Source organism: Salinivibrio sp. ML198, assembly GCF_001996015.1.
Classification (GTDB): domain Bacteria; phylum Pseudomonadota; class Gammaproteobacteria; order Enterobacterales; family Vibrionaceae; genus Salinivibrio; species Salinivibrio siamensis.
On the sequence record NZ_MUEZ01000016.1, the window covers coordinates 14,669 to 39,779 of the forward strand.

General features: G+C 52.6%; 19 protein-coding genes. 11 read left to right on the top strand and 8 right to left on the bottom strand.

The features are described 5' to 3' along the window. The 4 genes from gspF to gspC are packed head-to-tail and all read right to left on the bottom strand — an operon-like array spanning position 1 to position 5,739. Complete coding sequence (gene gspF, locus BZG25_RS11850) at positions 1–1,236, bottom strand: type II secretion system inner membrane protein GspF (RefSeq protein ID WP_077639124.1); 1,236 nt, start codon at positions 1,234–1,236, stop codon at positions 1–3. Next, positions 1,236–2,762: a type II secretion system ATPase GspE gene (gene gspE, locus BZG25_RS11855; RefSeq protein WP_077607210.1), complete on the bottom strand. Its 1,527-nt coding sequence runs from the start codon at positions 2,760–2,762 to the stop codon at positions 1,236–1,238. Before gspE ends, gspF begins: the two co-directional genes overlap by 1 nt. After that, positions 2,759–4,756, bottom strand: coding sequence for a type II secretion system secretin GspD (gene gspD, locus BZG25_RS11860; RefSeq protein WP_198535225.1), 1,998 nt, complete (start codon positions 4,754–4,756; stop codon positions 2,759–2,761). The genes gspE and gspD overlap by 4 nt, the downstream gene beginning before the upstream one ends. Positions 4,757–4,812: 56 nt before the next feature. Then, a complete protein-coding gene (gene gspC / locus BZG25_RS11865) occupies positions 4,813–5,739 on the bottom strand; it encodes a type II secretion system protein GspC (RefSeq protein WP_077639126.1) in 927 nt (308 codons plus the stop codon). A gap of 226 nt (positions 5,740–5,965) precedes the next feature. Here gspC and hslR point away from each other — a divergent pair, with 226 nt between their 5' ends. The 4 genes from hslR (at position 5,966) to BZG25_RS11885 (ending at position 11,204) form a co-directional block, all read left to right on the top strand. Continuing rightward, complete coding sequence (hslR, locus tag BZG25_RS11870) at positions 5,966–6,370, top strand: ribosome-associated heat shock protein Hsp15 (RefSeq protein WP_101494489.1); 405 nt, start codon at positions 5,966–5,968, stop codon at positions 6,368–6,370. A 34-nt stretch (positions 6,371–6,404) separates the two neighbouring features. Next, positions 6,405–7,280 carry an Hsp33 family molecular chaperone HslO gene (gene hslO, locus BZG25_RS11875; RefSeq protein WP_077639127.1) on the top strand — a complete coding sequence of 292 codons (876 nt, stop codon included), beginning with the start codon at positions 6,405–6,407 and terminating at the stop codon, positions 7,278–7,280. A 322-nt stretch (positions 7,281–7,602) separates the two neighbouring features. Beyond that, positions 7,603–9,231, top strand: a complete 1,629-nt coding sequence (gene pckA / locus BZG25_RS11880) for a phosphoenolpyruvate carboxykinase (ATP) (protein WP_046074439.1) — start codon at positions 7,603–7,605, stop codon at positions 9,229–9,231. A gap of 128 nt (positions 9,232–9,359) precedes the next feature. Then, a complete protein-coding gene (locus BZG25_RS11885; protein ID WP_077639128.1) occupies positions 9,360–11,204 on the top strand; it encodes an AsmA family protein in 1,845 nt (614 codons plus the stop codon). On the opposite strand, the gene BZG25_RS11890 is transcribed toward BZG25_RS11885, so the two are convergent. From BZG25_RS11890 to BZG25_RS11900, 3 genes are read right to left on the bottom strand one after another with little or no spacing between them, the layout of a single operon-like run. Then, positions 11,201–12,145 (bottom strand): bifunctional GNAT family N-acetyltransferase/hotdog fold thioesterase, encoded by a 945-nt coding sequence (locus BZG25_RS11890; protein WP_046074441.1) that lies wholly within the window; start codon positions 12,143–12,145, stop codon positions 11,201–11,203. The two genes, BZG25_RS11885 and BZG25_RS11890, sit on opposite strands and share 4 nt — an antisense overlap. Positions 12,146–12,172: 27 nt before the next feature. Continuing rightward, complete coding sequence (dtd, locus tag BZG25_RS11895; RefSeq protein WP_046074442.1) at positions 12,173–12,607, bottom strand: D-aminoacyl-tRNA deacylase; 435 nt, start codon at positions 12,605–12,607, stop codon at positions 12,173–12,175. Continuing rightward, positions 12,579–13,547 carry a virulence factor BrkB family protein gene (locus BZG25_RS11900; RefSeq protein WP_077639129.1) on the bottom strand — a complete coding sequence of 323 codons (969 nt, stop codon included), beginning with the start codon at positions 13,545–13,547 and terminating at the stop codon, positions 12,579–12,581. The genes dtd and BZG25_RS11900 overlap by 29 nt, the downstream gene beginning before the upstream one ends. A gap of 52 nt (positions 13,548–13,599) precedes the next feature. Here BZG25_RS11900 and BZG25_RS11905 point away from each other — a divergent pair, with 52 nt between their 5' ends. Then, on the top strand, positions 13,600–14,253 hold the full coding sequence (locus BZG25_RS11905; protein ID WP_077579494.1) for a DUF2959 family protein: 654 nt from the start codon (positions 13,600–13,602) through the stop codon (positions 14,251–14,253). A gap of 67 nt (positions 14,254–14,320) precedes the next feature. Here BZG25_RS11905 and typA read toward each other — a convergent pair whose 3' ends face one another. Continuing rightward, positions 14,321–16,147 carry a translational GTPase TypA gene (gene typA / locus BZG25_RS11910; protein ID WP_077639130.1) on the bottom strand — a complete coding sequence of 609 codons (1,827 nt, stop codon included), beginning with the start codon at positions 16,145–16,147 and terminating at the stop codon, positions 14,321–14,323. 518 nt (positions 16,148–16,665) lie between these two features. Here typA and glnA point away from each other — a divergent pair. From glnA to add, 6 genes are all read left to right on the top strand, one after another. Further along, positions 16,666–18,075: a glutamate--ammonia ligase gene (glnA, locus tag BZG25_RS11915; RefSeq protein WP_046074445.1), complete on the top strand. Its 1,410-nt coding sequence runs from the start codon at positions 16,666–16,668 to the stop codon at positions 18,073–18,075. 112 nt (positions 18,076–18,187) lie between these two features. After that, complete coding sequence (locus tag BZG25_RS11920) at positions 18,188–18,727, top strand: DUF4124 domain-containing protein (protein WP_077639131.1); 540 nt, start codon at positions 18,188–18,190, stop codon at positions 18,725–18,727. 109 nt (positions 18,728–18,836) lie between these two features. After that, positions 18,837–19,901: a nitrogen regulation protein NR(II) gene (gene glnL, locus BZG25_RS11925; protein ID WP_046074446.1), complete on the top strand. Its 1,065-nt coding sequence runs from the start codon at positions 18,837–18,839 to the stop codon at positions 19,899–19,901. Further along, complete coding sequence (glnG, locus tag BZG25_RS11930; protein ID WP_077579492.1) at positions 19,894–21,303, top strand: nitrogen regulation protein NR(I); 1,410 nt, start codon at positions 19,894–19,896, stop codon at positions 21,301–21,303. The genes glnL and glnG overlap by 8 nt, the downstream gene beginning before the upstream one ends. A gap of 111 nt (positions 21,304–21,414) precedes the next feature. Beyond that, a complete protein-coding gene (locus BZG25_RS11935) occupies positions 21,415–23,967 on the top strand; it encodes an EAL domain-containing protein (RefSeq protein WP_077639132.1) in 2,553 nt (850 codons plus the stop codon). 85 nt (positions 23,968–24,052) lie between these two features. Beyond that, a complete protein-coding gene (gene add / locus BZG25_RS11940) occupies positions 24,053–25,054 on the top strand; it encodes an adenosine deaminase (protein ID WP_077639133.1) in 1,002 nt (333 codons plus the stop codon). The last annotated feature ends 57 nt before the right edge of the window (positions 25,055–25,111 follow it).

A 25,111-nucleotide genomic window follows, 5' to 3' on the forward strand; every position in this document is an offset into this window, starting at 1 on the left:
TCACAAACCGACCATGTCATTCATGGCAATAATTGGCATCAAGGTGGCCACCACGATAAAAAGCACTAACCCGGCCATCATTACAATCATTAACGGGCCAAATACTCCCAGGGCAACATTGACTTGCGCCTCAAAATCTTTGTCTTGGTTATCGGCTGCGCGTGAGAGCATCGGCTCCAGCTCGCCACTGCGCTCACCGCTAGCAATCATATGTAGCATCATGGGAGGGAACAGCCCTGACTGGTCGAGCGCAACACGTAAGCTAGCCCCCTCGCGCACTTTATCGGCCGCTTCTAATACCCGCTTGCGCACATATTGGTTAGTGATCACTTGTGCAGCGACCTTGATCCCATCCAACAATGGGATTGCACTGGCGGTACAAATCGCCAATGTCCGAGCAAAGCGTGATGTGTTCAATCCGCGCGCCACTCGACCCAGTATCGGTAACGCGAGCTTTTGCTTATCCCAGGCAAGACGACGCTGGGTGTCTTTCAGTAACAGACGAATCCCCATACTGACAAGAGCCAGCCCACCGAGCACCCACACGCCCCACTGAGTGATAAAGTCACTGGCGTTTAAGAGAAATTGGGTTGATGCGGGCAGTGATTGCCCCGTTTGGACAAATTGACCGACGATATCAGGTACCACGGTGGCCAACAGGAAGGCGACAATCAGTACCGAGAAAAATGTCAAAATCGCTGGATACAGCATGGCTTGCAACAAAGTGGCTTGAATGCGTTGACGGTTTTCCACATAGTCCGCAAGACGTTCGAGGACGGTGCCCAAGTGGCCCGCTTTTTCACCGGCTGAAATCATCGCCCGGTAGAGTTCGTCAAAGACATTGGGGTAATCCGCCAACGCATCGGCGAGTGTATACCCTTCCATCACTCGCGCGCGCACACTGGTCATCATGCTGCCAATTCGCGGCTTCTCTGCCTGCTCTGCCACCGCTTTTAAGCACTCCTCCAGAGGCATCGCCGCCTCAATCAAGGTCGCCAACTGACGGGTGATCAGTGACAGCTCCTGGGTGCTAATACCGCGCCCGCGCTGACGAAAAAGCGGCTGAGAAGCCGTACTTTTTTGTGTCGCACGCTTACGGGTAGTGGCCTGGACATCGAGGGGAGTAAAGCCCTTGTCCCGCAATTGTTGCCGCGCTTGGCGTGCCGTATCGGCTTCAATCACGCCCTTGCGTTTGCGTCCTCGTGCGTCCAGTGCTTGGTAGTCAAAGGCGGCCATTAACTCTCCTTGGTCACTCGCATCACTTCTTCCAGGGTGGTTTCCCCGTTCAGCACTTTGGCCAAGCCGTCATAGCGGATACTGGGGCTTTGCGCCCGCACCGCCTCCTCGATGGCATGCTCACCGGCATCATGGTGAATCAGTGCTTGTACGTTCTCATCCACGGTCAACAACTCATGGATCCCTGTGCGGCCGCGGTAGCCTTTTTGGTGACAATGCTCGCAACCACTTGGTTTATATAAGGTGATGGTTTCGCCTTGATTGGCAAGCCCCACATCTGCAAACAATTGTTGCTGCGTTGCGTCGGCTTGATAGGGCACTCGGCAGTGTTCGCACAGGGTACGGACCAAGCGCTGCGCCAATACACCAAGTAGCGATGATGAAAGCAAGAAAGGCTCAATCCCCATATCGCGCAAGCGCGTCACCGCACCAATGGCAGTGTTGGTATGTAATGTGGACATCACCAAATGGCCAGTCAGGGAGGCTTGAACCGCAATTTGCGCGGTTTCTAAGTCGCGAATTTCCCCCACCATCACCACGTCAGGATCTTGACGCAACATCGCACGCAAACCGCGAGCGAAGGTCATATCGACTTTCGGGTTGACTTGGGTCTGGCCAATACCGGCCAGATCGAACTCGATCGGATCTTCAACGGTGAGGATATTCCGATCCTCACTGTTAATGGTTTGTAACCCTGCGTATAAGGTGGTGGATTTCCCCGATCCGGTCGGCCCGGTGACCAGTAAGATACCATGAGGCTTGTGAATAAGGGCTCGGAAACCTTGGTGAAGCGCTGGTGCCATGCCAAGTTGGGCTAAATCAAGTTGTACGGCATTCTTATCGAGTAAACGCATCACCACACGCTCACCGTGTGATGAAGGCATGGTCGACACCCGCACATCGACCGCACGGCCACCTATACGGACTGAAATACGACCATCTTGCGGCACGCGCTTTTCGGCAATATCCAGCTTGGCCATGACTTTCACTCGAGAGACTAACAGCGGCGCCAGTTTACGACTCGGAGAGAGGACTTCTCGTAACACACCATCAACACGGAAACGAATCGATAACGCATGCTCAAAGGTTTCAATGTGGATATCAGACGCACTTTCTTTGATCGCTTCCCCCATCATCGCGTTTATGAGCTTGATGATCGGGGCGTCATCTTCCGATTCCAGCAGATCTTCACTTTGAGGCAACTCCTCCGCGAGAGAGAAAAAATCATCACTGTCTGCATCCGCGCCAATATCGGCCATTAGCTGTTGAGCATCTGCGCTATCGCGTTGATACAAACGGGTGAGATGTTGGTCAAAGTCACTGTTTGACACAATTTCAGGGGCACAACTTTTTCCTAACACCCGTTGAACCTCGGCAAGGGTGTTCGGTGTCACAGACGACAAACACAGTAGGCGTGCAGGCTCAGTGTCATTGAGTAATATCACCCCATGACGGCGGGCAAAGCCAAAAGGCAACTGCCAACGAGCGTCCGGATCTCGGCTGAGCTCTGTCGCGCGATCACTCATCCTGCTAGCTCCGCTTTTAGCGCGCGTACCTCGGCAGGCATCACTGCCTCGCTGTTGTAGTCTGGCAGCACCGGCTTTTCGGCATCCGGCATCAGCTTCACGCCGTCTTGTGCCCGTAACAGCTGCTCAGCTCGAATATAGTTGTACTTACGCTGCGTCACGCCATCCGCTGTTAAGCCTGTACGAATAATGGTCGGCTTGATAAACAGCATCAGGTTCTTCTTTTCAGTCTGGGTCGAGGTCGACTTAAACAAGTGACCTAACACGGGAATATCTCCCAGTACAGGGACCTTGGACTCACTCTCTACCGTGCGTTCATCAATCAAACCACTTAGCACAATCATCTGTTGGTCGCCTACCATCACGGAAGTGGTTAACTGGCGCTTGCCAAAGCGCACATCCACAGCACCGCTCGCGCCAAGTACGTTAGACACCTCCTGCTCGATATCCAATAGCACCGCCGATCCTTCATTGATTTGAGGGGTCACCTTCAGCTTGATGCCAACATCTTTACGCTCGACCGTTTGGAACGGGTTATCGTTATTCGAGCCAGTTTGCGAGCCGGTGATGACGGGTACCTCTTCCCCCACCACAAACGAGGCTTCTTGGTTATCCAGTACCATCAGATTGGGCGAAGACAGAATATTGGATTCATTGTTCGAGGCCACTGCTGTCACCAATGCCGTCCAATCGCCCATGATCACCCCAGCCGCGAGGCCATTTAGCCCCCCCAAGACTTCATTGAGCGCCGAGTAATCACCCGATTCGGTGATAGGCACTTCGTAGCTATCGCCATTGCTATCAAATCGCGTTTCCGTGCGCGTGGTATCTTCGGTCGCTTTTTGTCCCGTCAGATAATTGGTCACACCGACGCCAGTGTTGTTGAACTGAATGCCCCCGTTTTCGAGCGACCCCCATTGCACCCCTAAATTGGCCCCATCGGATTCGGACATTTCCACAATCAGTGCTTCAATCAAGACTTGCGCACGGCGAATATCAAGCTGAGAAATCACGCTCTCTAAGGTTTTCAATATATCGGGCGGCGCGGTGATCACCAGCGCATTGGTCCCTTGGTGGGCGGAAATCTGCACCGTCTGTTGTGTCGACCCTGGCTTGCTCTTTTTCTCTTTTTCTTCCAGCAGATTATCCGACACTCCTTTGAGCACATCGACCACCTCGTCCGCTTTGGCATAACGCAAGTAAATCACTCGGCTATTCCCGGTCGTCGCCATCTCTTTGTCCAACTGTCGGATCAGTTTTTTCACCCGCTCACGCACTTTTGGCTCGCCCGAAACCAAGACCGCATTTAGACGCTCATCGGCGACAATACGCGGTTCAAGCAATTCAGGGCGCGTGTTGGCATTGTCCCGCTCATTCAGTGCATCGACAATACGCACCATTTCAGCGGCAGAGGCGTGCTCTAGGCGCACGACCTCAACCTCTTTATCACCGGCTTGGTCAACACGTTGAATAATATCGGTTAAGCGATTCACCACCGCTGCACGTCCGGTAATCATGATCACATTAGCCGGATCGTAGTGCACCACATTGCCGGCGCCGGCATTGTTGATAAGCTGACGTAAAAGAGGGGACAGTTCACGCACCGAAACGTTTTTTACCGCGACCACACGCGTGACAACTTCATCGCCCACCACGTTATCGGCTTCACCCACCACAGGCACGGGCGACGTTTTGGCATCTTTGTCGCGTACCACCTTGACGACACCGTTATCCATTTCCACCACGGCAAAGCCATATACTTCCAAGACATTGAGGAAAAATTGGTAGTACTGCGCTTCGGTCAACGTGTTGTAGCTGCGGACGTTGACCGTGCCTCTCACGGAGGGGTCAACAATGATGGTCTTTTCTAGGTTACGACCCACAATTTCAATAAATTCCTGAATATCAGTGCCTTTAAACGATGCACTGAATTCAGCCGCGCTCGCCGACAGTCCAGAAAAAAGAAAAGTCACAGCGATGAAATAGGGGATCAGTCGTTGCCTTAAATTCACGTCACGCTCCTACTGCCGCGCGCAGCGGTGGTTGTAATTTATAATTGAATCGAAATGTCATGTTGCTGTCCTTGCCGCTCGACGACCAGATCAAGCGTGCCCTGTTGTTGAATGCGACTGAGAATGTCGGGCAGTGCCACTGAACGACTGAGTTTGAGGCCATTAATCGCAATCGCGATGTCCCCGGACTGCAACCCAGATTGTTCAAACAACACCGGATTTTTTCCTGGGGTGAGACGAAAGCCTTTCAGCGCCTTGGCATCACCCACTTGCGCGAGCTGCACATAATCAAGGAGACGCTGGGGGTTTTGATTAAGCTGCTGCGCAAGATTGGCCGGCCAGTCAGCGCTGGCTGTCTCATGGGGAGCGGACTTTGGGGGCGTCACCTTCCCTTTTGACGGTGAAAAGACGGTTTGCGGGGTACTATTAGCCTCAACACCCGGCATCAGCAGTGCCTCTCGACGTGTCCCCTGGCGCAAAATCACCCGATCAGGCAACACCTGTTCGATGCTAACTTGGGTGCCTTTCACCTGCTCACCCACCCCATAGGTCGCCTGTTGACCGCGATTGGCAATCACCGCTAGCGCACGCGACGGCTGATCACTGGCAACCACGCCCACCAATGTCAATTGCAACCGGGTTTCCGGCACCTGACTAACCGCTTGGCGACGTTGGGCCTTCGACGTCTGATAACGCCCGAAAAGCTGGGCATCCATCACAGGGGCGATCGACAAGGTTGCGGTCGATGACTGCGATGTCCCCGCCTCGTGTACTACAGGTGTAAAAGCCGATGGTGCGGGTTGATAGAAAGCCCACACCAGACGACCTGCCAACCATGCGAGTACGCAGACCAAGCCAATATTAAGCCAAGGGGCTGCGCGACGCAGGGTTTGTGGCGAAAAAGAGAAGCGATTATGTTGGCGTCCTGCCTGAGAGATCATTCCTTTTAAACCAATTTGGGTCACCGTTTATCCATTGATGGCTTTTTTTGCCAGCAAATTCCATCATTAGATTACGAAAAGCTGGGCATGCTAGCAAAAACGCTTTGTGATAGTGAGACTTTTTCAGTCATAGAGCTTTATTTTATCGAAGTCATTGCCCTGACGGGAGGTGGAACTGCGATGCTGTGATACTGCTCTAAAGTAAATTTTGTGCTAATGTCGCCGATCCAGATTGCGCAGGAGTTGGATGATGAAAAACCACGCATCAACGCCCTTGACGGCGGTCAGGTTAGATAAATGGCTATGGGCTGCCCGTTTTTACAAAACGCGCTCCATTGCGCGCAATATGATTGACGGGGGCAAAGTACAGTACAATGGCCAACGTGCTAAGCCGAGTAAAATGGTAGAAGTCGGAGCAGAAATCCGCCTTCGCCAAGGCAATGATGAAAAAACCGTCACTGTCATGGCGCTTTCGGAGCAGCGGCAGGGGGCGCCGATCGCGCAAACCTTGTATCAAGAAACCGAGAGCAGCCTCGCCAAGCGCGAGCACGAGTCAGAAATGCGTCGCTTAAATGCACACAACCCACGTCCTGATGGGCGGCCGGATAAAAAGCAACGCCGAGATATTCGTAAATTTAAACAAGGCATAGATTAAGGTCGCATTCGCGCCATTGCCGGAGAGAAATTGCATGTCAAACGATCAACTACACCGTTACCTATTTGAAGATGTGTCTGTTCGTGGTGAGCTGGTCAAGCTCGATGACACCTATCAGCGCATACTGGAAAACCAAGATTTCCCGGCGCCGGTCAATGCCTTGCTGGGAGAGATGCTCGCCGCGACCAGCTTATTGACCGCTACGCTCAAGTTTAACGGCTCAATCACAGTGCAACTGCAAGGCGATGGGCCTGTCTCTCTCGCTGTGATTAATGGGGATCACCACCAGCAGCTGCGGGGAACGGCTCGCGTCAAGGGCGAAGTCAAAGACGATGCAACCCTGCCGGAGATGATGGGCAAAGGCCAACTCATCATCACCATTGAGCCTGTCGATGGTGAACGCTATCAAGGGATTGTCGGTCTTGAGTCTGACAACTTACAAGCCTGTCTTGAAGATTACTTCGCCCGTTCCGAGCAACTGATGACTCGCCTTTGGTTGCGCACGGGTGAGCACGACGGTAAGTCCCATGCGGCTGGGATGATGCTGCAAATCCTGCCAGATGGCAAAGGCGACAACAGCGACTTCGAGCATCTGGCTCAGTTGACTGAAACCATTAAAAACGAAGAGCTATTTAGCCTGTCTGCTAAAGATGTGTTGTATCGTTTGTACCACCAAGAAAAAGTCACGCTGTATCCAGCGCAAGAGGTGGTATTCAAATGCAGCTGCTCACGTGAGCGCAGTGCCAGCGCGATCGCCGCCATTGAGCGTAGCGAAGTGGATAAAATGGTGGCTGAAATGGGAACGATTCATTTGCATTGCGATTATTGTGGCACAGACTACGCTTTCGATAGTGTTGATGTTGCAGCTATTTTCGAGCAAAACGCGGATTCTTCCTCACAAATGCAGTAACAGCGTGCTACATTTTTAGCGCTCCGAAGCAAATCCACCTGACGGAGTTCAAAAGCCAGCATTATGCTGGCTTTTTTCTTATTCCTACCCGACTTAACTCACATTTTTTCTCGCATTATTTTTGTACAAACAATAATAGGTCTTTGGGTAGCGCAAACGATTAACTAAGCGTTACCATGTCTATGACATGGCACCTGGTGGTCCGTACCCTACAATCAAAATAACCCCAGTGTGCAGTCTTATATGGAGTCAGTCCCTGAAATCACATATTCAGGTTGCTAGCACAAAGACAGTTAACAACATCTTACCCCAAGGAGCACCTATGACTGTCCTGAACGTCGAACCCGAGGTCGCTGACATCGATCTTTCCCGTCATGGTCTGGAAAATGTCAAAGAAGTCATCCGTAACCCCTCTTATGAGCAACTGTTCGAGGAAGAAACCAAACCTGGGCTGGAAGGCTACGAAAAAGGCGTGGTGACCGAGCTCGGCGCGGTGGCGGTAGATACGGGTATTTTTACCGGCCGCTCACCAAAAGATAAGTACATCGTCCGCGATGACACCACCCGCGATACCATTTGGTGGTCTGATCAAGGCAAAAACGACAACAAGCCGATTGACCAAGCGGTATGGAAAGATCTGAAAGCCCTCGTCACTGATCAATTATCAGGCAAGCGCCTGTTTGTGATTGATGGCTATTGTGGCGCCAACCCAAATACTCGATTACGTATTCGCGTGATCACCGAGGTAGCGTGGCAAGCACACTTCGTGAAAAACATGTTTATCCGCCCAACCGATGAAGAGCTGAAAGACTTTGAGCCCGACTTTGTGGTGATGAACGGTGCCAAGTGTGTCAACACCAAATGGCGCGAGCAAGGTTTGAACTCGGAAAACTTCACCGTATTCAACCTCACCGAACGCATGCAGCTCATCGGCGGTACCTGGTACGGCGGCGAGATGAAAAAAGGCATGTTCGCGATGATGAATTACTTCTTGCCACTGCAAGATATCGCCTCGATGCACTGCTCGGCGAACATGGGTAAAGACGGTGATGTCGCCATCTTCTTTGGTTTATCCGGCACCGGCAAAACCACCCTCTCTACCGATCCCAAACGCCAACTGATTGGTGATGATGAACACGGCTGGGACGACCATGGTGTGTTTAACTTCGAAGGCGGATGCTACGCGAAAACCATCAAGCTCTCGAAAGAAGCAGAACCCGATATTTACAACGCCATTCGCCGTGATGCATTGCTGGAAAACGTTACCGTTCGTGGCAATGGCACCATCGACTTTGACGACAACACCAAAACAGAAAATACCCGTGTCTCCTACCCAATTTACCACATCGATAACATCGTTAAGCCGGTATCAAAAGGGGGGCATGCCAACAAGGTGATTTTCTTGTCGGCGGATGCCTTTGGTGTGCTGCCCCCGGTGTCTAAGCTGACGCCAGAGCAAACCAAGTACCACTTTTTATCTGGTTTTACGGCTAAGCTCGCGGGCACTGAACGTGGTATTACCGAGCCCACACCAGCGTTTTCCGCCGCCTTCGGTGCCGCCTTCTTGACCTTGCATCCGACCAAGTACGCAGAGGTGTTGGTCAAACGCATGGAAGCCGCCGGCGCGGAAGCCTATTTGGTCAACACTGGCTGGAACGGCTCAGGCAAGCGGATCTCCATCAAGGATACGCGTGCGATCATTGATGCGATTTTAGATGGCTCCATCGAAAAAGCGGAGACCAAGTCAATTCCAATCTTTAATTTGGAAGTGCCCGTCTCACTCGACGAAGTGAGCGACGGCATTCTTGACCCGCGTGACACCTATGTCGATCCTCTTCAGTGGGAAAGCAAAGCCAACGATCTGGCACAGCGCTTTATCGATAACTTTGAAAAATATACCGACACCCCCGAAGGAGCCGCGCTGGTCTCAGCCGGACCTAAGCTAGACTAACCCCCTACCCCCGTATCGCGCGTGCGATATGGGGGCCTCTTCCCCGACCGAGATACTGGCTAATAGTTGAAGTGACGACACTTTTGCGCCAGTCTTATTGCTACTGATTGCCTTGATAGGGTTGGTTCATGCGCATCCTGGCCAAACTGTTCGCCAGCTTTTTCATTCTCTGTGTCACCGCATTATTGGTGTTAGCAGTCCTCTTTCACACGCGCTACAGCACCGCGCTGTTTCATCATGTCGTGTCACCTTTGCTGCCGGGCGATCTCTCCGCCAAACAGGTGGTCTATCATTGGCGTCAGCCACTGAGTTTGACCCTCACCAAGCCTAGCTATCACGTCGGTCCGCAACACTGGCAGGCCGACCGGCTGCGCGTACAACTTGATGCTACGCGATTGCCACACATTCACTGGCTGCGGATTGATGGCCTGTCTATCGATCTGACGGGCCGCACGCCACCACCTAGCCTAGAGATGTTGCCTGCGTCCCTGCAAATCGGTCGTATCTTGTTCAACGACCTAAATCTCATTGGAGGAGATTGGCAAGCGCACCAAGTGAGTGCCCAGCTTGATAAGTGGCAAAAGGGCGACTCACCATGGGGATCGGTCCGTGGTCGCGCGCAATGGGAAGCCAAACAGATCGATTGGCACGACCTAACGGTCTCTGATGCCCTCCTAGATGCCCAACCCTCGCCAAAAGGCTGGCAACTCAATGGCGTCTCATTTCAATGGCAACGTGCTGCCTTTAGCGCCCAAGGGCAATGGCAACCTGGTGCACTCGCCTTGAGCCAATTGACCATTAGCAATGCCATTGTGGATAGTGAGCAAACACAACAGCGGCTCCGCGAAGCCTTGTCACATTGGCCGTCAAACACCCAGGTCACCATCGCTCGAGCGGACGTCCGTCAACTCAGTGCCGAAACGGATCATCTGTCGGTCAATGCCCTGACCTTTTCAGCGGAACAATTAGCGTTTACCCCTCAGTCGCCTTGGTGGCATCAACCTCAGCTACGCGCCTCGTTTAATGCCGACTATATCCGTTGGCAAGGGCAAACGTGGGAGCAACCGTTAGGGGAGCTGGAGCGTCGCGGTGATACGTGGATAGTCAATCAATTCACCAGCCAGTGGCATGAAGGGTTTATCGCGCTTTCCGGCCAATTTTCGCCCCAAGCTTGGCAGATAGACAGGCTACGCGCCAATGGCCTCACCCTCAGCCGCGAACGGCTTAGGCCGCTGATAGGCGCATTGCCAGATTGGCCGCCACATATCGTCATTACCGATCTGTCGCTGAAACACAATGAGTGGTTAGCGTTATCGCCAGGGTTCCCGGTCAAGGTGGATGGCATTGATATCGATGGGCGCGATCTGCGTCTGCGGCATGACACGCAGTGGCAATTACACCATGGAACACTAACCGCGAGCGCCAGCTATGCCAGCATCAATCAGCAGTGGCTGGCTGAACCCTACTTACGCTTAGAAGCGAGCGATGGGCTCGTCAATCTACGTCAATTATTACTGGGTTTTTCCGATGGTCAGCTTGCTGCCTCCGGCCAGTGGAATTACAACACGCCGAGCCTACCATGGTCATTCCAAATTGACGGCCTACACGTCCCCTTATCCCTTTATCAATCATGGTTTGACTGGCCGCTGCCTTTAAGCGGGTTTCACGATCTTCAAGGGCAATGGTCTGGGCTGGCGTCTGATACCGAAAGTTTCAACGTGGGGTTAAATGGCACCCTTGCGGTTACCCTGCTGAATGGCCACGCGGATGTCACGCCAGATAAAGGCTGGCCAGAACGAATGTCTGGGTGGTTTCAAAAAGCGCCGACCCAGCAACGTCAGTCGCGGTCGTTCCCGTTTGAACAACTTTCTCTAAAAGCCGACCGTGGCCATATCACGGGTAGTCTTCAGGGGGACACATCCGTGTCGATTGATTGGCCGATTTATCAAACCGCCACCCCAAGTGTACGTTAACGCAGTAGTGCCAACTGAGGGGCAGGCTGTGCGGTGGCGCCATCGTCTGATGGCAGCAACACGTAAGTGCCGGTAAACACGCCGGCCTTATCGTCGCCACTAAAAAACTCGACTTCGAGCGTGACACGCGCCCGACGACCGTTTTCCAGCCTATCAAGCTCACCGCTCAAGTTATCCAGCGATACACTCGCCCTTGGCCGCTCCGCCACCGGGCGACGATAACGAATGTGGCTGTCTGCGAGGACAATATCCGCACTGAGTTGACGCTCTTTCATTAACAGCCACACCATTCCCCAACCCGCGAGCGTGGCAAGACTAAAAATGCTGCCCGCAAACATGGTGTGACGCGGGTTCAAATTGGCATTTAAATTGGCACACACTTCAAAGTGATAGCCGGTGAATTGGCTGATCTGCACCCCCATTTTATCGCTGATAGGGATTTGTTCTTGCCAGCGCTGCTGCAGCTCGGTACACCACTCAGGATGACGTACCACATCAGACAAAGGGTCTAAGGGTTTCACCATCTGTTGATGACGAATCGGCCCGCGCTCATCACTGAGATCCCCCTGACGAATGAAGTCATGTTGAGCATAAAAGCTTACCGCCTCTTCTCGCGCACTGCACACAAGACGCTTGGCCCCCTCTTGCCGGGCCAATGACTCTAGTGCCATTAATATGAGCGCCCCGAGGCCACGATTACGAAAATCGGGAGAGACCGCCATATAACGGATCTGACCATCGTTGTCTGGGGTTAAGTAAAGACGCCCGATGGCGACGGGGTCATCATCACTGTCGACAATCATGCGATGGCAGGCATTGCCATCGTAGGCATCGCGCTCTGAGCCGCGCGGCGCATGCCAAGGCTCGCGCAACATGCGATAGCGAAAGTCATAATAACGCGCAAGCTCTTGCTCTGTGCGTGGCGTGACGATTTTAAACATGCCTATCTCTCCCTGTTAGGCGCACATTTATACCTGAAGCCAGAAAGTCACCGGCCCATCATTGACCAAGCTCACCTTCATATCTGCAGCAAACTGACCGGTTTGCGTCTTCACGCCAGCCTGTTGGCAATCATGGCAAAACACCTCATACAAGCGTTCCGCTTCGGCGGGCGAGGCCCCTGAAAAACTTGGACGCATTCCTTTTTTCGTGTCAGCCGCGAGGGTGAACTGAGAGACCACCAGTAACGATCCCCCTGCCTGTGACACATTGAGATTCATTTTTCCTTCGTCATCTTCAAAGACGCGATAACCGCGCACTTTGTGCGCCAGCTTGGCTGCCTGAGTCTCGGTGTCGCCTTTCTCGACACCTAGCAGCACGACCAAGCCTTTTCCTATACAGCCGACGCGAGTGCCTTCTACGGTCACATTGGCTTCACTCACGCGTTGAATGAGGGCGATCATGGGTTTCCTCTTTTTCAATGGTTAAAGGGGGAGATGACGCATCCAGAGCGCTCGACCCAAAATGAGAAGCGTCGCCCTCCGCGCGCGGCCACCAACGTTCAGACTCTCTCAGCGTCGCCGTCACTTGGGCACCAAACAATACGATACACCAACTAAAATACACCCAGACAAAGAGAATGGGTATCACCGCCAGCGCGCCATAAATCAGTTGATACGAGGGAAAGTGCGTCACATAGAGGGCGAAGACTTTCTTGCTTAATTCAAACAGGATACTCGCCACCGCCGCCCCGGCAAAGGCATGGCGCAGACGCACGCGCGTATTGGGGACCAACGTATAAAGCCCCATGAAGGTCAATGTGGTCAGGATAAAGGGCAAAACGCGCAATAAGGTGGTAAACAAATCATTGGCAATCCCGCTTTGTAATAACGACAGCGAGGTTAAATAGGAGCTCAACGCAATGCTGGTGCCAATCAGAATTGGCCCTAAGGTGAGCACCATCCAATAGATGGAAAAGGCGATCATTGTGGGTCGCTTGGTCTGAATTTTAAAGGTGTGATTCAGGCTTTTGTCGATGGCGGAAATCAGCATGATGGCCACCACAAACAAAAAACTCACCCCCACTGCCGTCATCTTACCGGCATTAGCAACAAATTCATTGAGGTAGCGTGCCACCACCTCGCCAGCAGCCGGCACAAAGTTGTTAATTACAAACTGCTGTAACGTCTCACCCACCTCTGAAAAACCAGGAAAACTCGAAAAGGCGGATAAAACCACGGTCACCAAGGGGACCAAAGATAATAGGGTCACATACGCCATATGGCCCGCACTCACCGTGAGCCTATCTTCGCCCATACGCCGCCATAAATGGGCCAGCATCGCCATCAACCAATCACGGTGATGACACCACGTCTTCTCATCCAGGATCCCAATTTTGCGCATCCTTCCACCTTAACCTTGTGTTAGCCTTAAGCGTAATGAGTGTACATGATTTATGATTAAGGAGTTGCCTGTGCGGGTTATCTTTATGCTTGCGACCTGTTTAACCCTACTCACCGGCTGTCAGTCTGCCTATTACTCGGCGATGGAGCAAGTGGGCATCCATAAACGCGATATCATGGTCGACAGAGTGGAAGACGCCGCTGATGCGCAGCAAGCGGCGCAGTCAAAATTTAAAGACGCACGACAAGCTTTAAGCCAGCTCACTGAGTTTGAGGGGGGAGAGCTACAAGCCGCCTATGAGGCAGTCGATAGTCAGTACCAGCAAAGCCATGATGCCGTCACCCGCGTGCGTGAACGCATCGACGCCCTTGAATCTGTCTCTGACGCGCTGTTTGATGAGTGGGAAGAAGAATTAGACTTGTACACCAATCGACGCCTACAGCGTGATAGTGAGCAGCGCTTACGCCAGACTCGTGAGGAATACGAGCGATTACGTGATGCCATGCGTCGTGCCGAACAAACCATGACACCGGTACTGAACACCTTGCAAGATAACCGGCTTTATCTCAAACACAACCTCAATGCCCGCGCAATTGGTGCGTTACAAGGTGAGTTGGATGCCCTTTCGGGCGAGATAGACCGCGCCGTTGCCGATATGCAACGCGCAATCCAAGCGTCAAATCGCTTTATCCAAACCCTCAATTAAACGCTAGCCAATAAAAAAGGCACCCGAGGGTGCCCTTTGTCCACATCGCGCGGTGATGCCCGCGTGATTAACCTTTACGACCTGCGCGCTTACGCTCGGTTTCGGTCAATAGCTTCTTACGGATACGAATGCTCTCCGGCGTCGCTTCAACCAGTTCATCATCATCGATAAACTCAAGCGCCTGCTCCAAGGTGTACTTGATCGCTGGGCTCAATACCTGCGCGTCATCGGTACCTGATGCACGAACGTTGGTCAGCTGCTTACCTTTCAAGCAGTTAACGGTCAGATCGTTGGCACGATTATGAATACCAATCACCTGACCTTCGTATACTTCGTCACCGTGCTCGGCAAACAAGCGTCCGCGGTCTTGCAAGTTAAACAGTGCGTAAGTCAGTGCTTTACCTGCCGCATTTGAGATCAACACACCATTAATGCGCTGGCCAATATCGCCACCTTTGTACTTACCGTAATGGTCAAAGGTATGATAAATCAGCCCCGAGCCAGAGGTCAGTGTTAAAAACTCTGTTTGGAAACCAATCAGACCACGTGATGGCATCACAAAGTCCATGCGTACACGGCCTTTACCATCTGGAAGCATGTTCGTCAGCTCGCCTTTACGCAGACCGATGCTTTCCATCACGCCACCTTGATGCTCTTCGAGCACGTCAATGGTCACTGTCTCAAACGGTTCGAATTTCTCGCCGTTTTCTTCTTTGATGATCACTTCTGGGCGCGATACCGCCAGCTCAAAGCCTTCGCGACGCATGTTTTCGATCAAAATAGACAGATGGAGTTCACCACGGCCAGACACGCGGAATTTATCTGGGTTATCGGTCTCTTCCACGCGCAGTGCCACATTGTGGACCAGCTCTTTTTGCAGACGCTCAAGGATATTACGTGACGTAACGTATTTACCTTCGAGACCTGCAAACGGCGAGGTATTCACCTGGAAGGTCATGGTCACAGTTGGCTCATCCACAGTCAGTGCAGGCAAGGCTTCCACATTACTTGGATCGCAAATCGTGTCTGAGATTTTCAGCTCACCCAATCCCGTAATGGCAATAATATCGCCCGCAGAGGCTTCATCAACGTCATGACGCTCTAGGCCCATGTAGCCCAAAACACTGCCGACTTTACCGTTACGCTTGCTGCCATCTGCACTCACAATCGTGACTTGCTGGTTCGGCTTAACCGAGCCACGTGTAATACGACCCACGCCGATCACACCCACATAAGAGTTATAATCCAGCTGAGACACCTGCATTTGCAGCGGCGTGGTGATATCGACATCCGGTGCATCAACGTTATCAACGATCGCGTTGAACAGCGGCTCCATATTCTCGCCTTCTGTGGTTTCTTCTAGGCTCGCCCAGCCGTTAAGGGCTGACGCGTAAACCACTTGGAAATCCAATTGCTCATCCGACGCACCGAGGGTGTCAAACAAGTCAAAGACTTGATCCATCACCCAGTCAGGACGCGCCCCAGGGCGGTCAATCTTGTTGATCACCACAATCGGTTTCAAACCATGGGCAAAGGCTTTTTGGGTCACAAAACGGGTTTGTGGCATCGGGCCGTCTACCGCATCGACGACCAGTAGTACGGAGTCAACCATCGACATGATACGCTCAACCTCACCACCAAAGTCGGCGTGTCCTGGGGTATCAACGATGTTGATGCGGTAGTCATTCCAGTTAATGGCAGTGTTCTTGGCCAAGATGGTAATGCCACGTTCTTTCTCAATGTCGTTTGAGTCCATGACACGCTCTTCCACCTCACCGCGGGAAGCCAGCGTACCGGATTGCTGCAGCAGCTTATCCACTAGCGTGGTTTTACCGTGGTCAACGTGGGCAATAATGGCGATATTTCTTAGTTTATCTGTCTGTATTTTGGTCATGGACTCTCTTTTTCACTCGATAGACGGGGCGCGCGCCGAAGTTGGCGAGCTATGCTAACACGACGGCACCGCCACCTGATTAAAAAAACGGCCGTAATGTACCAGATTTTGTCGCAAAACCCACCTTATTATGTGAATTGGCTCACCGTCACTCAGGGTTCACCCTGTCACAGTTGGTTATTTATTGTGCAAATACAAGGATTCATCGTGATGAGAGAAAAAATGAATTTTTAAAGACCGTCCACACTCTTGTCATGCATTGTCTGCTACAAAGAGAGGGGACGATGCCTGCACGCATCTCGTGCAAAGCGGCGCACCGTCTTTGCCCCTTGCACCATATGCGATCATGTTTGCACTACAATGGTGCACAATGCACGCTTTTGACCCAGGCTGCACACGGTTTTATCGCGTTAAACGCGGTTTGGCGCGGCTTAAAATTGTTGGCACGGTTTTCGCTTTGTCATGAAGCAAGGAGCCAACTCGCTATTTACTCAATTTGACACCGGAGGTTATTTCACATGTCAGTAGAAAACGTGCTCGCACTGATCCAAGAAAACGAGGTGAAATTCATCGACCTGCGCTTTACCGATACCAAGGGTAAAGAGCAGCATGTTTCTATCCCCTCACATCAGATTGATGATGACTTCTTTGAAGAAGGCAAAATGTTTGATGGCTCATCGGTTGCGGGCTGGAAAGGCATTAATGAGTCAGACATGGTGATGATGCCTGACCCAAGCTCTGCCGTGCTTGACCCTTTTACCGAGGAAAGCACCCTGAATATCCGTTGTGACATTCTTGAGCCTTCAACCATGCAAGGCTACGACCGTGACCCACGCTCAATTGCTAAACGCGCAGAAGATTACATGCGCGCAACCGGCATCGCCGATACCGTTCTCATCGGTCCTGAGCCAGAGTTCTTCTTATTCGACGACGTCAAATTTGCCACCGATATGGCTGGCTCGTTCTACAAAATTGACGACGTCGAAGCAAGCTGGAACTCAGGCACCGCTCTCGAAGGGGGTAACAAAGGTCACCGCCCTGGTGTGAAAGGCGGTTATTTCCCAGTTGCACCGGTTGATTCATCACAAGACATCCGTTCTGCCATGTCATTAGTGATGGAGGAAATGGGTCTAGTGGTTGAAGCACATCACCACGAGGTAGCGACCGCGGGTCAGAATGAAATTGCCACCCGTTTCAACACCTTGACCACCAAAGCCGACGAAATTCAAATCTACAAATACGTGGTTCACAATGTCGCGCACGCCTTTGGTAAAACGGCAACCTTTATGCCTAAGCCACTGGTTGGTGACAATGGTTCAGGAATGCACGTCCACCAGTCGCTTGCCAAAGATGGTCAAAACCTGTTTGCCGGTGACAAATACGGTGGTTTGTCTGAAACCGCACTGTACTACATTGGCGGTGTCATCAAGCACGCGCGTGCGATCAACGCATTCGCCAACGCCTCAACCAACTCGTATAAGCGTCTGGTCCCAGGCTTTGAAGCGCCGGTCATGTTGGCTTACTCAGCACGTAACCGCTCAGCGTCAATCCGTATCCCTGTGGTACCGAGCCCGAAAGCACGCCGTATTGAGCTTCGCTTTGCCGATCCAACAGCCAACCCGTATCTCTGCTTCGCAGCCATGCTAATGGCTGGCCTAGACGGGATTAAGAACAAGATCCACCCTGGCGATGCCATGGACAAAGACTTGTACGACTTGCCAGCGGAAGAAGCAGCGGAAATCCCAACCGTTGCCGAGTCACTGAAAGAGGCCCTGCAAGCGCTTGACGCGGATCGTGAATTCTTGACCACAGGTGGCGTATTCTCTGATGACTTCATCGACTCTTACATCACGCTGAAAGGCGAAGACGTTGAGCGCATCCAAATGACGACCCACCCTGTGGAGTTCGAGCTGTACTACTCAGTGTAAAGGCTCATACACCACAAATTGCAGCCCACCTCGCAGGTGGGCTTTTTTGTGCTTTTTACCCGCACGATGTGGCTTATCATGGTCCATATCTGCAGAAAAAGAAGGGTAAGCGATGCGCTGGATAGCCATCATCGTGTTCAGCCTCACTGTCACCTGCCAGGCTGGCACGATTTACCAATGGCGGGATCAAAACGGACAGTGGCATATCAGCGATCAGCCTCCCAATGCGCCCCACCAAGTGCGGTATTATGCTCCCTCGTCGGTGTCGCCATCGTTAACGCAACCGCCGCAGACAACCACCCAGCCCGCCAGTCAATCAAACGTGGCGATCACACTGGTTCACCCCAGTGATGGCGCGACGTTACGTAGTAATCCCGGTAAGGTTTCAGTAAAAGCCACCCTTGCTCCGGCGGCTTCCCCAAGCGACCAGGTCCAGCTGGTGATGGACGGTAACCCCGTTCAGGCTCACCCTAAGCAGACGCGCAGCGCCTCACAGCTCACACTACAATGGCACCTCAGCCCGATAGACAGGGGCACCCATCGTTTTCAAGTCCGCTATTTAGAAAGCGGCAAGGTAATTGCATCATCCTCTGAGCATCAGGTGTATTTGCATCGCGCCCATGTGAATCAGCCACATCGAACGCATGATTAATCCGCGACAACGCCGATGAATTCACAAACCCGGCAGTGCAAGCTGCATCAAGCAAGGATCTCGATTACACTCAATGCACCAAAACAGTGCAAACAAGGACGCAACACGGATGACCCCCGCTCAACTGTTCGATCATCTTCTCACCGCGATCATTGTGGTGGATAGCCAATGGCGTATTCAGTACGTCAACGCGGCCGCCGAGCAGCTGATGCACCAAAGTGCCAGGCGCCTGCTGACACAACCGCTCACCGCGCAGATTCAGCACGCCAGCGTCGACTGGGGACAAATTGCCAACACCACACGTGCCGGGCAAAGCTTGACGGACAGTGATGTGACCTGGGTGGTGGACGGCCAGCCACAAAAGGTGCAACTCAGTGCCAGTCCGTTATTTGATCAAGCAGATGAGGGGCGGCTGTTACTGGAAGTGAATGTGGTCAGCCAACAACAAAGGATCAGTAAGGAGCTTACCCAAAAAGCGCAACAACAAGCGGCAAAAGAGTTGGTACGCGGCTTGGCGCATGAAATAAAAAACCCGCTCGGCGGCTTACGCGGGGCGGCACAGTTGCTAGAAAAGATGCTGCCTGATGCGAGCTTGGCTGAATATACGCAAATTATTATCGAGCAAGCCGACCGATTGCGAAACTTGGTCGACCGTTTACTGGGGCCACAGCGCCCTGGGTTGCGCCAACGACAAAACATTCACGTTGTGTTGGAAAAAGTCCGCCAATTGATCAGCCTCGATAACCACGAAGGCATCCAGATCATTCGCGATTACGACCCCAGCTTACCCGATTTTGAGATGGATCCTGAGCAGCTTGAGCAAGCGATTCTCAACGTCGCCACCAATGCTGCCGATGCCATACGCGGTCAGCCTGACGCCTGTTTGACGCTCCGCACGCGCACAGGCTTTCAAACCGTGATCCATGGCGAGCGTCACCGAGTGGTCGCGCAAATTGAAATCATCGACAATGGGCCCGGGATCGCGCCGCATCTGCAGGACACCTTGTTCTACCCCATGGTGACGAGCAAGGCTGACGGCAATGGGCTTGGACTCGCTATCACCCATCATTTAATCGATCAGCATCAAGGCAAAATTGACGTGAATAGCTGGCCAGGCCATACCTGCTTCACCATCCAATTGCCAATCATTGAAAAGGACACGCCACATGAGTAAAGGGACCATTTGGATTGTTGATGATGACAGCTCCATTCGTTGGGTGATGGAACGCACCCTCAGTGCCGCCGGCCTCACCTGCGATACGTTTAGCAATGCTGAAAATGTACTCAGTGCCCTGCATGAACGTCGCCCTGATGTGTTGGTCTCCGATATTCGCATGCCAGGTAGCGATGGGCTGGCGCTGCTAAAAGCGGTACAAGAGCAACACCCTGACTTACCCGTGATCATCATGACCGCGCACTCGGATTTAGATGCCGCGGTTAACGCCTACCAAAAAGGCGCGTTTGAATACCTGCCCAAGCCGTTTGATATTGATGAAGCGCTGGCTCTGGTTGAGCGCGCACTGGCCCACTATAAAGAGCAGCAAAAGCAACAAACGTCACAACAGCCGCAAACGCAGACACCAGAGATCATCGGCGAGGCCCCCGCGATGCAAGAGGTGTTTCGTGCCATTGGCCGGCTGTCACGCTCCTCGATTTCGGTGTTAATCAATGGTGAGTCGGGCACGGGTAAGGAGCTAGTCGCCCAAGCGCTACATCGTCATAGTCCGCGGGCCAATCAAGCCTTTATCGCCCTGAATATGGCCGCCATCCCCAAAGACTTGATTGAGTCCGAGCTGTTCGGTCATGAAAAAGGCGCATTTACTGGGGCCAACGCGGTCAGGCAAGGACGCTTTGAGCAAGCCAATGGGGGGACGTTATTTCTCGATGAAATTGGCGATATGCCATTGGATGTGCAAACGCGTTTACTGCGTGTGCTAGCGGATGGTCAATTCTATCGGGTCGGCGGTCACGCGGCGGTCGATGTGGATGTGCGCATTATCGCGGCTACCCACCAAGATCTCGAACGCTTGGTGACAGAAGGCAGTTTCCGAGACGACCTGTTTCACCGCTTGAACGTGATCCGCGTTCATCTACCCTCACTCAAAGATAGGCGCCAAGATATTCCCCAGCTATGTCAGCATTTTCTTGCCCGCGCCGCCAAAGAGCTGGATGTCGAAGCCAAGCAACTCCACCCAGACACAGAAACCATGATGAGCCAGTTACCTTGGCCGGGTAACGTCCGCCAGCTAGAAAACACCTGCCGATGGCTGACCGTGATGGCCAGCAGTAAGGAAGTGCTTCCCTCCGATCTCCCAAGGGAACTGCTCAACCAGCCCAGCACGGTGGCCGACAGTGAAGCACATGATTGGCAGCAAGCCCTCACCCAATGGGCTCAAGATGCGATAACACAAGGGCAACACGGCATTTTGCAACAAGCGCTACCCAGCGTCGAACGCATCTTGTTGCAGTCGGCGCTCAAGCACACTCATGGCCACAAACAAGAGGCGGCTAAAATTTTAGGATGGGGACGTAATACCCTGACACGCAAACTCAAAGAGCTAAATATTGAGTCGTAACTCATTATTGAAACTGACACTCTTTGAACCTCTGCTAAATTTAAGTAAAGAGATTGAGGTAAAATCCAACAATCGTGTTATTTTTCTGATAAGAGTGAAGTCGTTGTCCTGATGAGAAACGTACGCCCATTGTCAATACGCGCTGCCGTTATGCTTCCCGTGTTTCTCGTCCTAACACTGACGTTGGTCGTGATCATTATTACCATCAACAACCACTATCGCGCCAGCTCGCAATTTGTCGGCAAATTGTTACTCGAAGACTACTCCGTCGGTATTGAGCGAGACTTGCGCCAGTATCTTGCTCACCCCTTTAATGCCAACATCTTTGTCGCCGACAGCCTAGCCGCCCGGCTTGGCGATGCGCCAATGACTGACTCAGGGCTGCGTGATTATCTTCTCAATAGCTACACCTCCCTCTACCAAGCCATGCCTTACATGCAGGTACTCAGTATTGGGGTGGATGCTGAAGGGACGTATTTTGGCTACCGCAAAAGCCAAGCGGGTCAATATATTTTGATGGAGCAGAGTGACGCAACCCAAGGCACGCTGCGTATTTTTGATGGCCGCACGCCAAACGCTAACGTCGTTTACCAAGACAGCGATTACGACCCACGCATCCGACCATGGTACATTCCTGCTTTTAATCGCGAGCAACCGCGCTGGACCGACATTTATCGTGATGCCGATGAAGTTGGTGAAGTCTCCTTATCGGCCATCGCCCCGGTGATGGTCGATGATAATGTGTGGGGCGTGGTCGCCAGCGACATCAAGCTCAATGCGTTTAACCGCTTCCTCAGCGAACGTCAACAAAAGCTCGGCGGGGCATTATTTATTGTCGACGATGAGGGCCGAATGGTCGCCCACAGTGGCCAAGAGAGCCCCAGCAATATCTTGCATTTTCCTGAAATTACCCATAATCCAGTCCTCGACAATACGATTAGCCAGGTCGCAAATGCGTGGCCGCCCGACCCCAGCCGTTTAGGCAAGCCCTTTAATTTCGATATTGCCGATAAGGGCCATTTTTATGGCACCATTAAAAAAGTGGCGATGCCCGCTCCCTTTCAGCATCAGTGGTATGTGGTGGTCGCACTGCCCGATCAGCTACTGTTAAAAAACCTTCTTAGCCAGCAAGAAATCAGCATTTATCTGGTGGTAGCCATGGCACTGGTCGGGCTTGCGGTGGTGTATTTCATTATACGCCAACTGACTCGCCCATTGAGAGACACCGCTGAAGCGGCAGCCAAACTGGCATCCGGCAATTTGACTTACCGCATTAATACACCCGCAAGCCTGCGGGAAATCGCGATACTCAAAGAAGCGTTTAACAATATGTCGGTCAAATTGCAGCACTCTTTCGATGCGCTGCGCCAACAAGTCCGCCAAGATAACCTCACGCAACTTTATACGCGGGAAGGCTTGATTGAACAGGCCACGGGCTTACGCTATCACGCTCCCAATACCTTGGTGATTTTGGGGATCAATGGCTTTCGTAATATTAATGACAGCCTGGGACAAGAAGGCGGGGACACGCTTTTATGCGCGATTGCCGATCGACTCAGCGCCCTCTCCGATGGCTCTGGGATGCTACTGGCACGCGTACGTGGCGATGAGTTCGCCGTTCTCGCGCCCAATACCACTAACCGAACGCAATCAGAGGCATTGGTCGATCAGTTACTGAGTTTATTTAAGCGCCCCGTCACCATTGGCAACGATGATGTCCTGGTCGACGCATGTGCGGGCGTAGTCTTTGGCTACACCTTTGGCGATGCCATCTATGAAGGCCTTGATCACGCTGGTCTCGCATTGAGTGAAGCCAAACGCAGTGAAACAGCGATGTACGTGTACTTTGAAGCCAATATGCAGGCACGGATTCAAGAGCAATCACGGCTTCTCCTCGAGCTTCATCACGCCGTTCAGCATCACCAGTTTGAGGTCTATTATCAACCCTTTGTCCGCTTGCTTGATGGCCGGTTCTGCGGCGCAGAAGCCTTGGTGCGCTGGCGCCACCCTACACGCGGCATGGTCTCCCCGGCTGAATTCATTCCCGTGGCCGAACAAAGTGGCTTGATTAATCAAATCGGCATGCAGGTACTTGAGCAAGCCGCCTATGACACCGTGGCGCAGATTCAAAAAGGCTTATGGCCAGCCAATTATCAGCTACACGTGAACTTATCCGCTCGTCAGCTACTGTCGGCCGACTTTATCGACAAACTGCAAAGCGTGCTGGATCGTACTCAACTGCCAGCGGATAATTTAACCTTGGAGATCACTGAGTCACAGCTGATGAGCCACGAACACTTGGCAACTTCAGGGTTAACCAAAATCCGTGCGCTGGGAATTAAAATTGCTATCGATGACTTTGGCACCGGCTATTCATCGCTGGCATACCTTCACCAAATGGCGTTTGATAGCCTTAAGATTGATCGCAGCTTCGTTCACTCGATGACTGAAAACAGCACCAACCAACGCATCATTGAAGCCGTGGTTGCCATGACACGTGGCATGGATGTACACCTAGTGGCCGAAGGGATAGAAACCCAGGAAGAAGCCGAGCGTCTGCGCGACATCGGTTGCCATTTTGCACAAGGTTTCTTGTTTGCCAAACCGCTGCCCCTCACCGAACAACCAACAGAACGGGTAACGGACAAGCTCCCCACGCGATAGCTGTCACGCCATCGACACACTGACTACTGACGATGAGCAGGTCACTCGCTATACTGAGCCCCAACTCACCTGCTGGGAACCGATGATGATAAGAAAAGACTTACCCGTGACGGATTTACACCGCCACCTAGACGGCAATATTCGTATCGAAACCATTTTGGCATTAGGGCAAAAATTTGCGATGCCGCTACCCGCTACTGATATCGAGTCATTGCGCCCACATGTGCAAGTGGTTGAGACCGAACCCGATTTGGTCGCGTTCCTGTCTAAGCTCGATTGGGGCGTGGCAGTATTAGGTGATTTAGATGCCGTCCGCCGCGTCGCCTACGAAAACGTAGAAGATGCCTTAAACGCTCAAATTGATTATGCCGAGTTGCGCTTTTCGCCCTACTACATGGCGCTGAAGCATCAGCTCCCCCTCGAAGGGGTGGTAGAAGCCGTGGTAGATGGTGTGCAGGCGGGTAGCCGCGACTTTGGCGTGAAAACCAACTTGATTGGTATCATGAGCCGTACTTTCGGCACGCAAGCATGTATGGCCGAGCTCGATGCGCTACTGACGCAAAAATCACACTTAGTCGCCATCGATCTGGCCGGAGATGAGCTGGGCCAACCAGGTGACCAATTCACCGAGCACTTTGCCAAAGTACGGGCCAGCGACCTGCAAGTCACCGTGCACGCTGGCGAAGCCGCTGGCGCCGCCAGTATGTGGCAGGCAATCAATGAGCTCGGCGCCACCCGAATCGGTCACGGGGTCAAGGCAATAGAGGACCCAGCGCTGATGGATTATTTGGCTAAACACCAGATAGGTATCGAAACTTGCCTGACGTCAAACATCCAAACCAGCACCATTGCCGATCTCGCACAACATCCTGTGCGTCAATTCCTCGACCATGGCATTTTGGCGTCCTTGAATACCGACGACCCAGCGGTAGAAGGCATTGAGCTGCCCTATGAGTATGAAGTGGCTGCCCCTGCCGCAGGCTTAACCCCTGCGCAAATCACCACATTGCAAGAAAATGGTCTTTCGATTGCTTTCTTGTCTGATAGCGAGAAATCCGCACTGACAGCCCACGCGGCAACACGCTAGGTCGCCGTAGAGCCTCTCCACGCGAGCCTCGCGCCGTAAAAAAACCGCCATTTGGCG

Coding starts and splice junctions, on each gene's coding strand:
- dtd (WP_046074442.1), bottom strand. CDS start 12,607: ATGATCGCCCTCATTCAACGCGTGAGTGAAGCCAATGTGACCGTAGAA.
- pckA (WP_046074439.1), top strand. CDS start 7,603: ATGACTGTCCTGAACGTCGAACCCGAGGTCGCTGACATCGATCTTTCC.
- gspE (WP_077607210.1), bottom strand. CDS start 2,762: ATGAGTGATCGCGCGACAGAGCTCAGCCGAGATCCGGACGCTCGTTGG.
- BZG25_RS11885 (WP_077639128.1), top strand. CDS start 9,360: ATGCGCATCCTGGCCAAACTGTTCGCCAGCTTTTTCATTCTCTGTGTC.
- add (WP_077639133.1), top strand. CDS start 24,053: ATGATAAGAAAAGACTTACCCGTGACGGATTTACACCGCCACCTAGAC.
- gspF (WP_077639124.1), bottom strand. CDS start 1,236: ATGGCCGCCTTTGACTACCAAGCACTGGACGCACGAGGACGCAAACGC.
- glnA (WP_046074445.1), top strand. CDS start 16,666: ATGTCAGTAGAAAACGTGCTCGCACTGATCCAAGAAAACGAGGTGAAA.
- glnL (WP_046074446.1), top strand. CDS start 18,837: ATGACCCCCGCTCAACTGTTCGATCATCTTCTCACCGCGATCATTGTG.
- BZG25_RS11935 (WP_077639132.1), top strand. CDS start 21,415: ATGAGAAACGTACGCCCATTGTCAATACGCGCTGCCGTTATGCTTCCC.
- BZG25_RS11905 (WP_077579494.1), top strand. CDS start 13,600: ATGATTAAGGAGTTGCCTGTGCGGGTTATCTTTATGCTTGCGACCTGT.
- BZG25_RS11920 (WP_077639131.1), top strand. CDS start 18,188: ATGCGCTGGATAGCCATCATCGTGTTCAGCCTCACTGTCACCTGCCAG.
- hslO (WP_077639127.1), top strand. CDS start 6,405: ATGTCAAACGATCAACTACACCGTTACCTATTTGAAGATGTGTCTGTT.
- hslR (WP_101494489.1), top strand. CDS start 5,966: ATGAAAAACCACGCATCAACGCCCTTGACGGCGGTCAGGTTAGATAAA.
- typA (WP_077639130.1), bottom strand. CDS start 16,147: ATGACCAAAATACAGACAGATAAACTAAGAAATATCGCCATTATTGCC.
- BZG25_RS11900 (WP_077639129.1), bottom strand. CDS start 13,547: ATGCGCAAAATTGGGATCCTGGATGAGAAGACGTGGTGTCATCACCGT.
- BZG25_RS11890 (WP_046074441.1), bottom strand. CDS start 12,145: ATGTTTAAAATCGTCACGCCACGCACAGAGCAAGAGCTTGCGCGTTAT.
- glnG (WP_077579492.1), top strand. CDS start 19,894: ATGAGTAAAGGGACCATTTGGATTGTTGATGATGACAGCTCCATTCGT.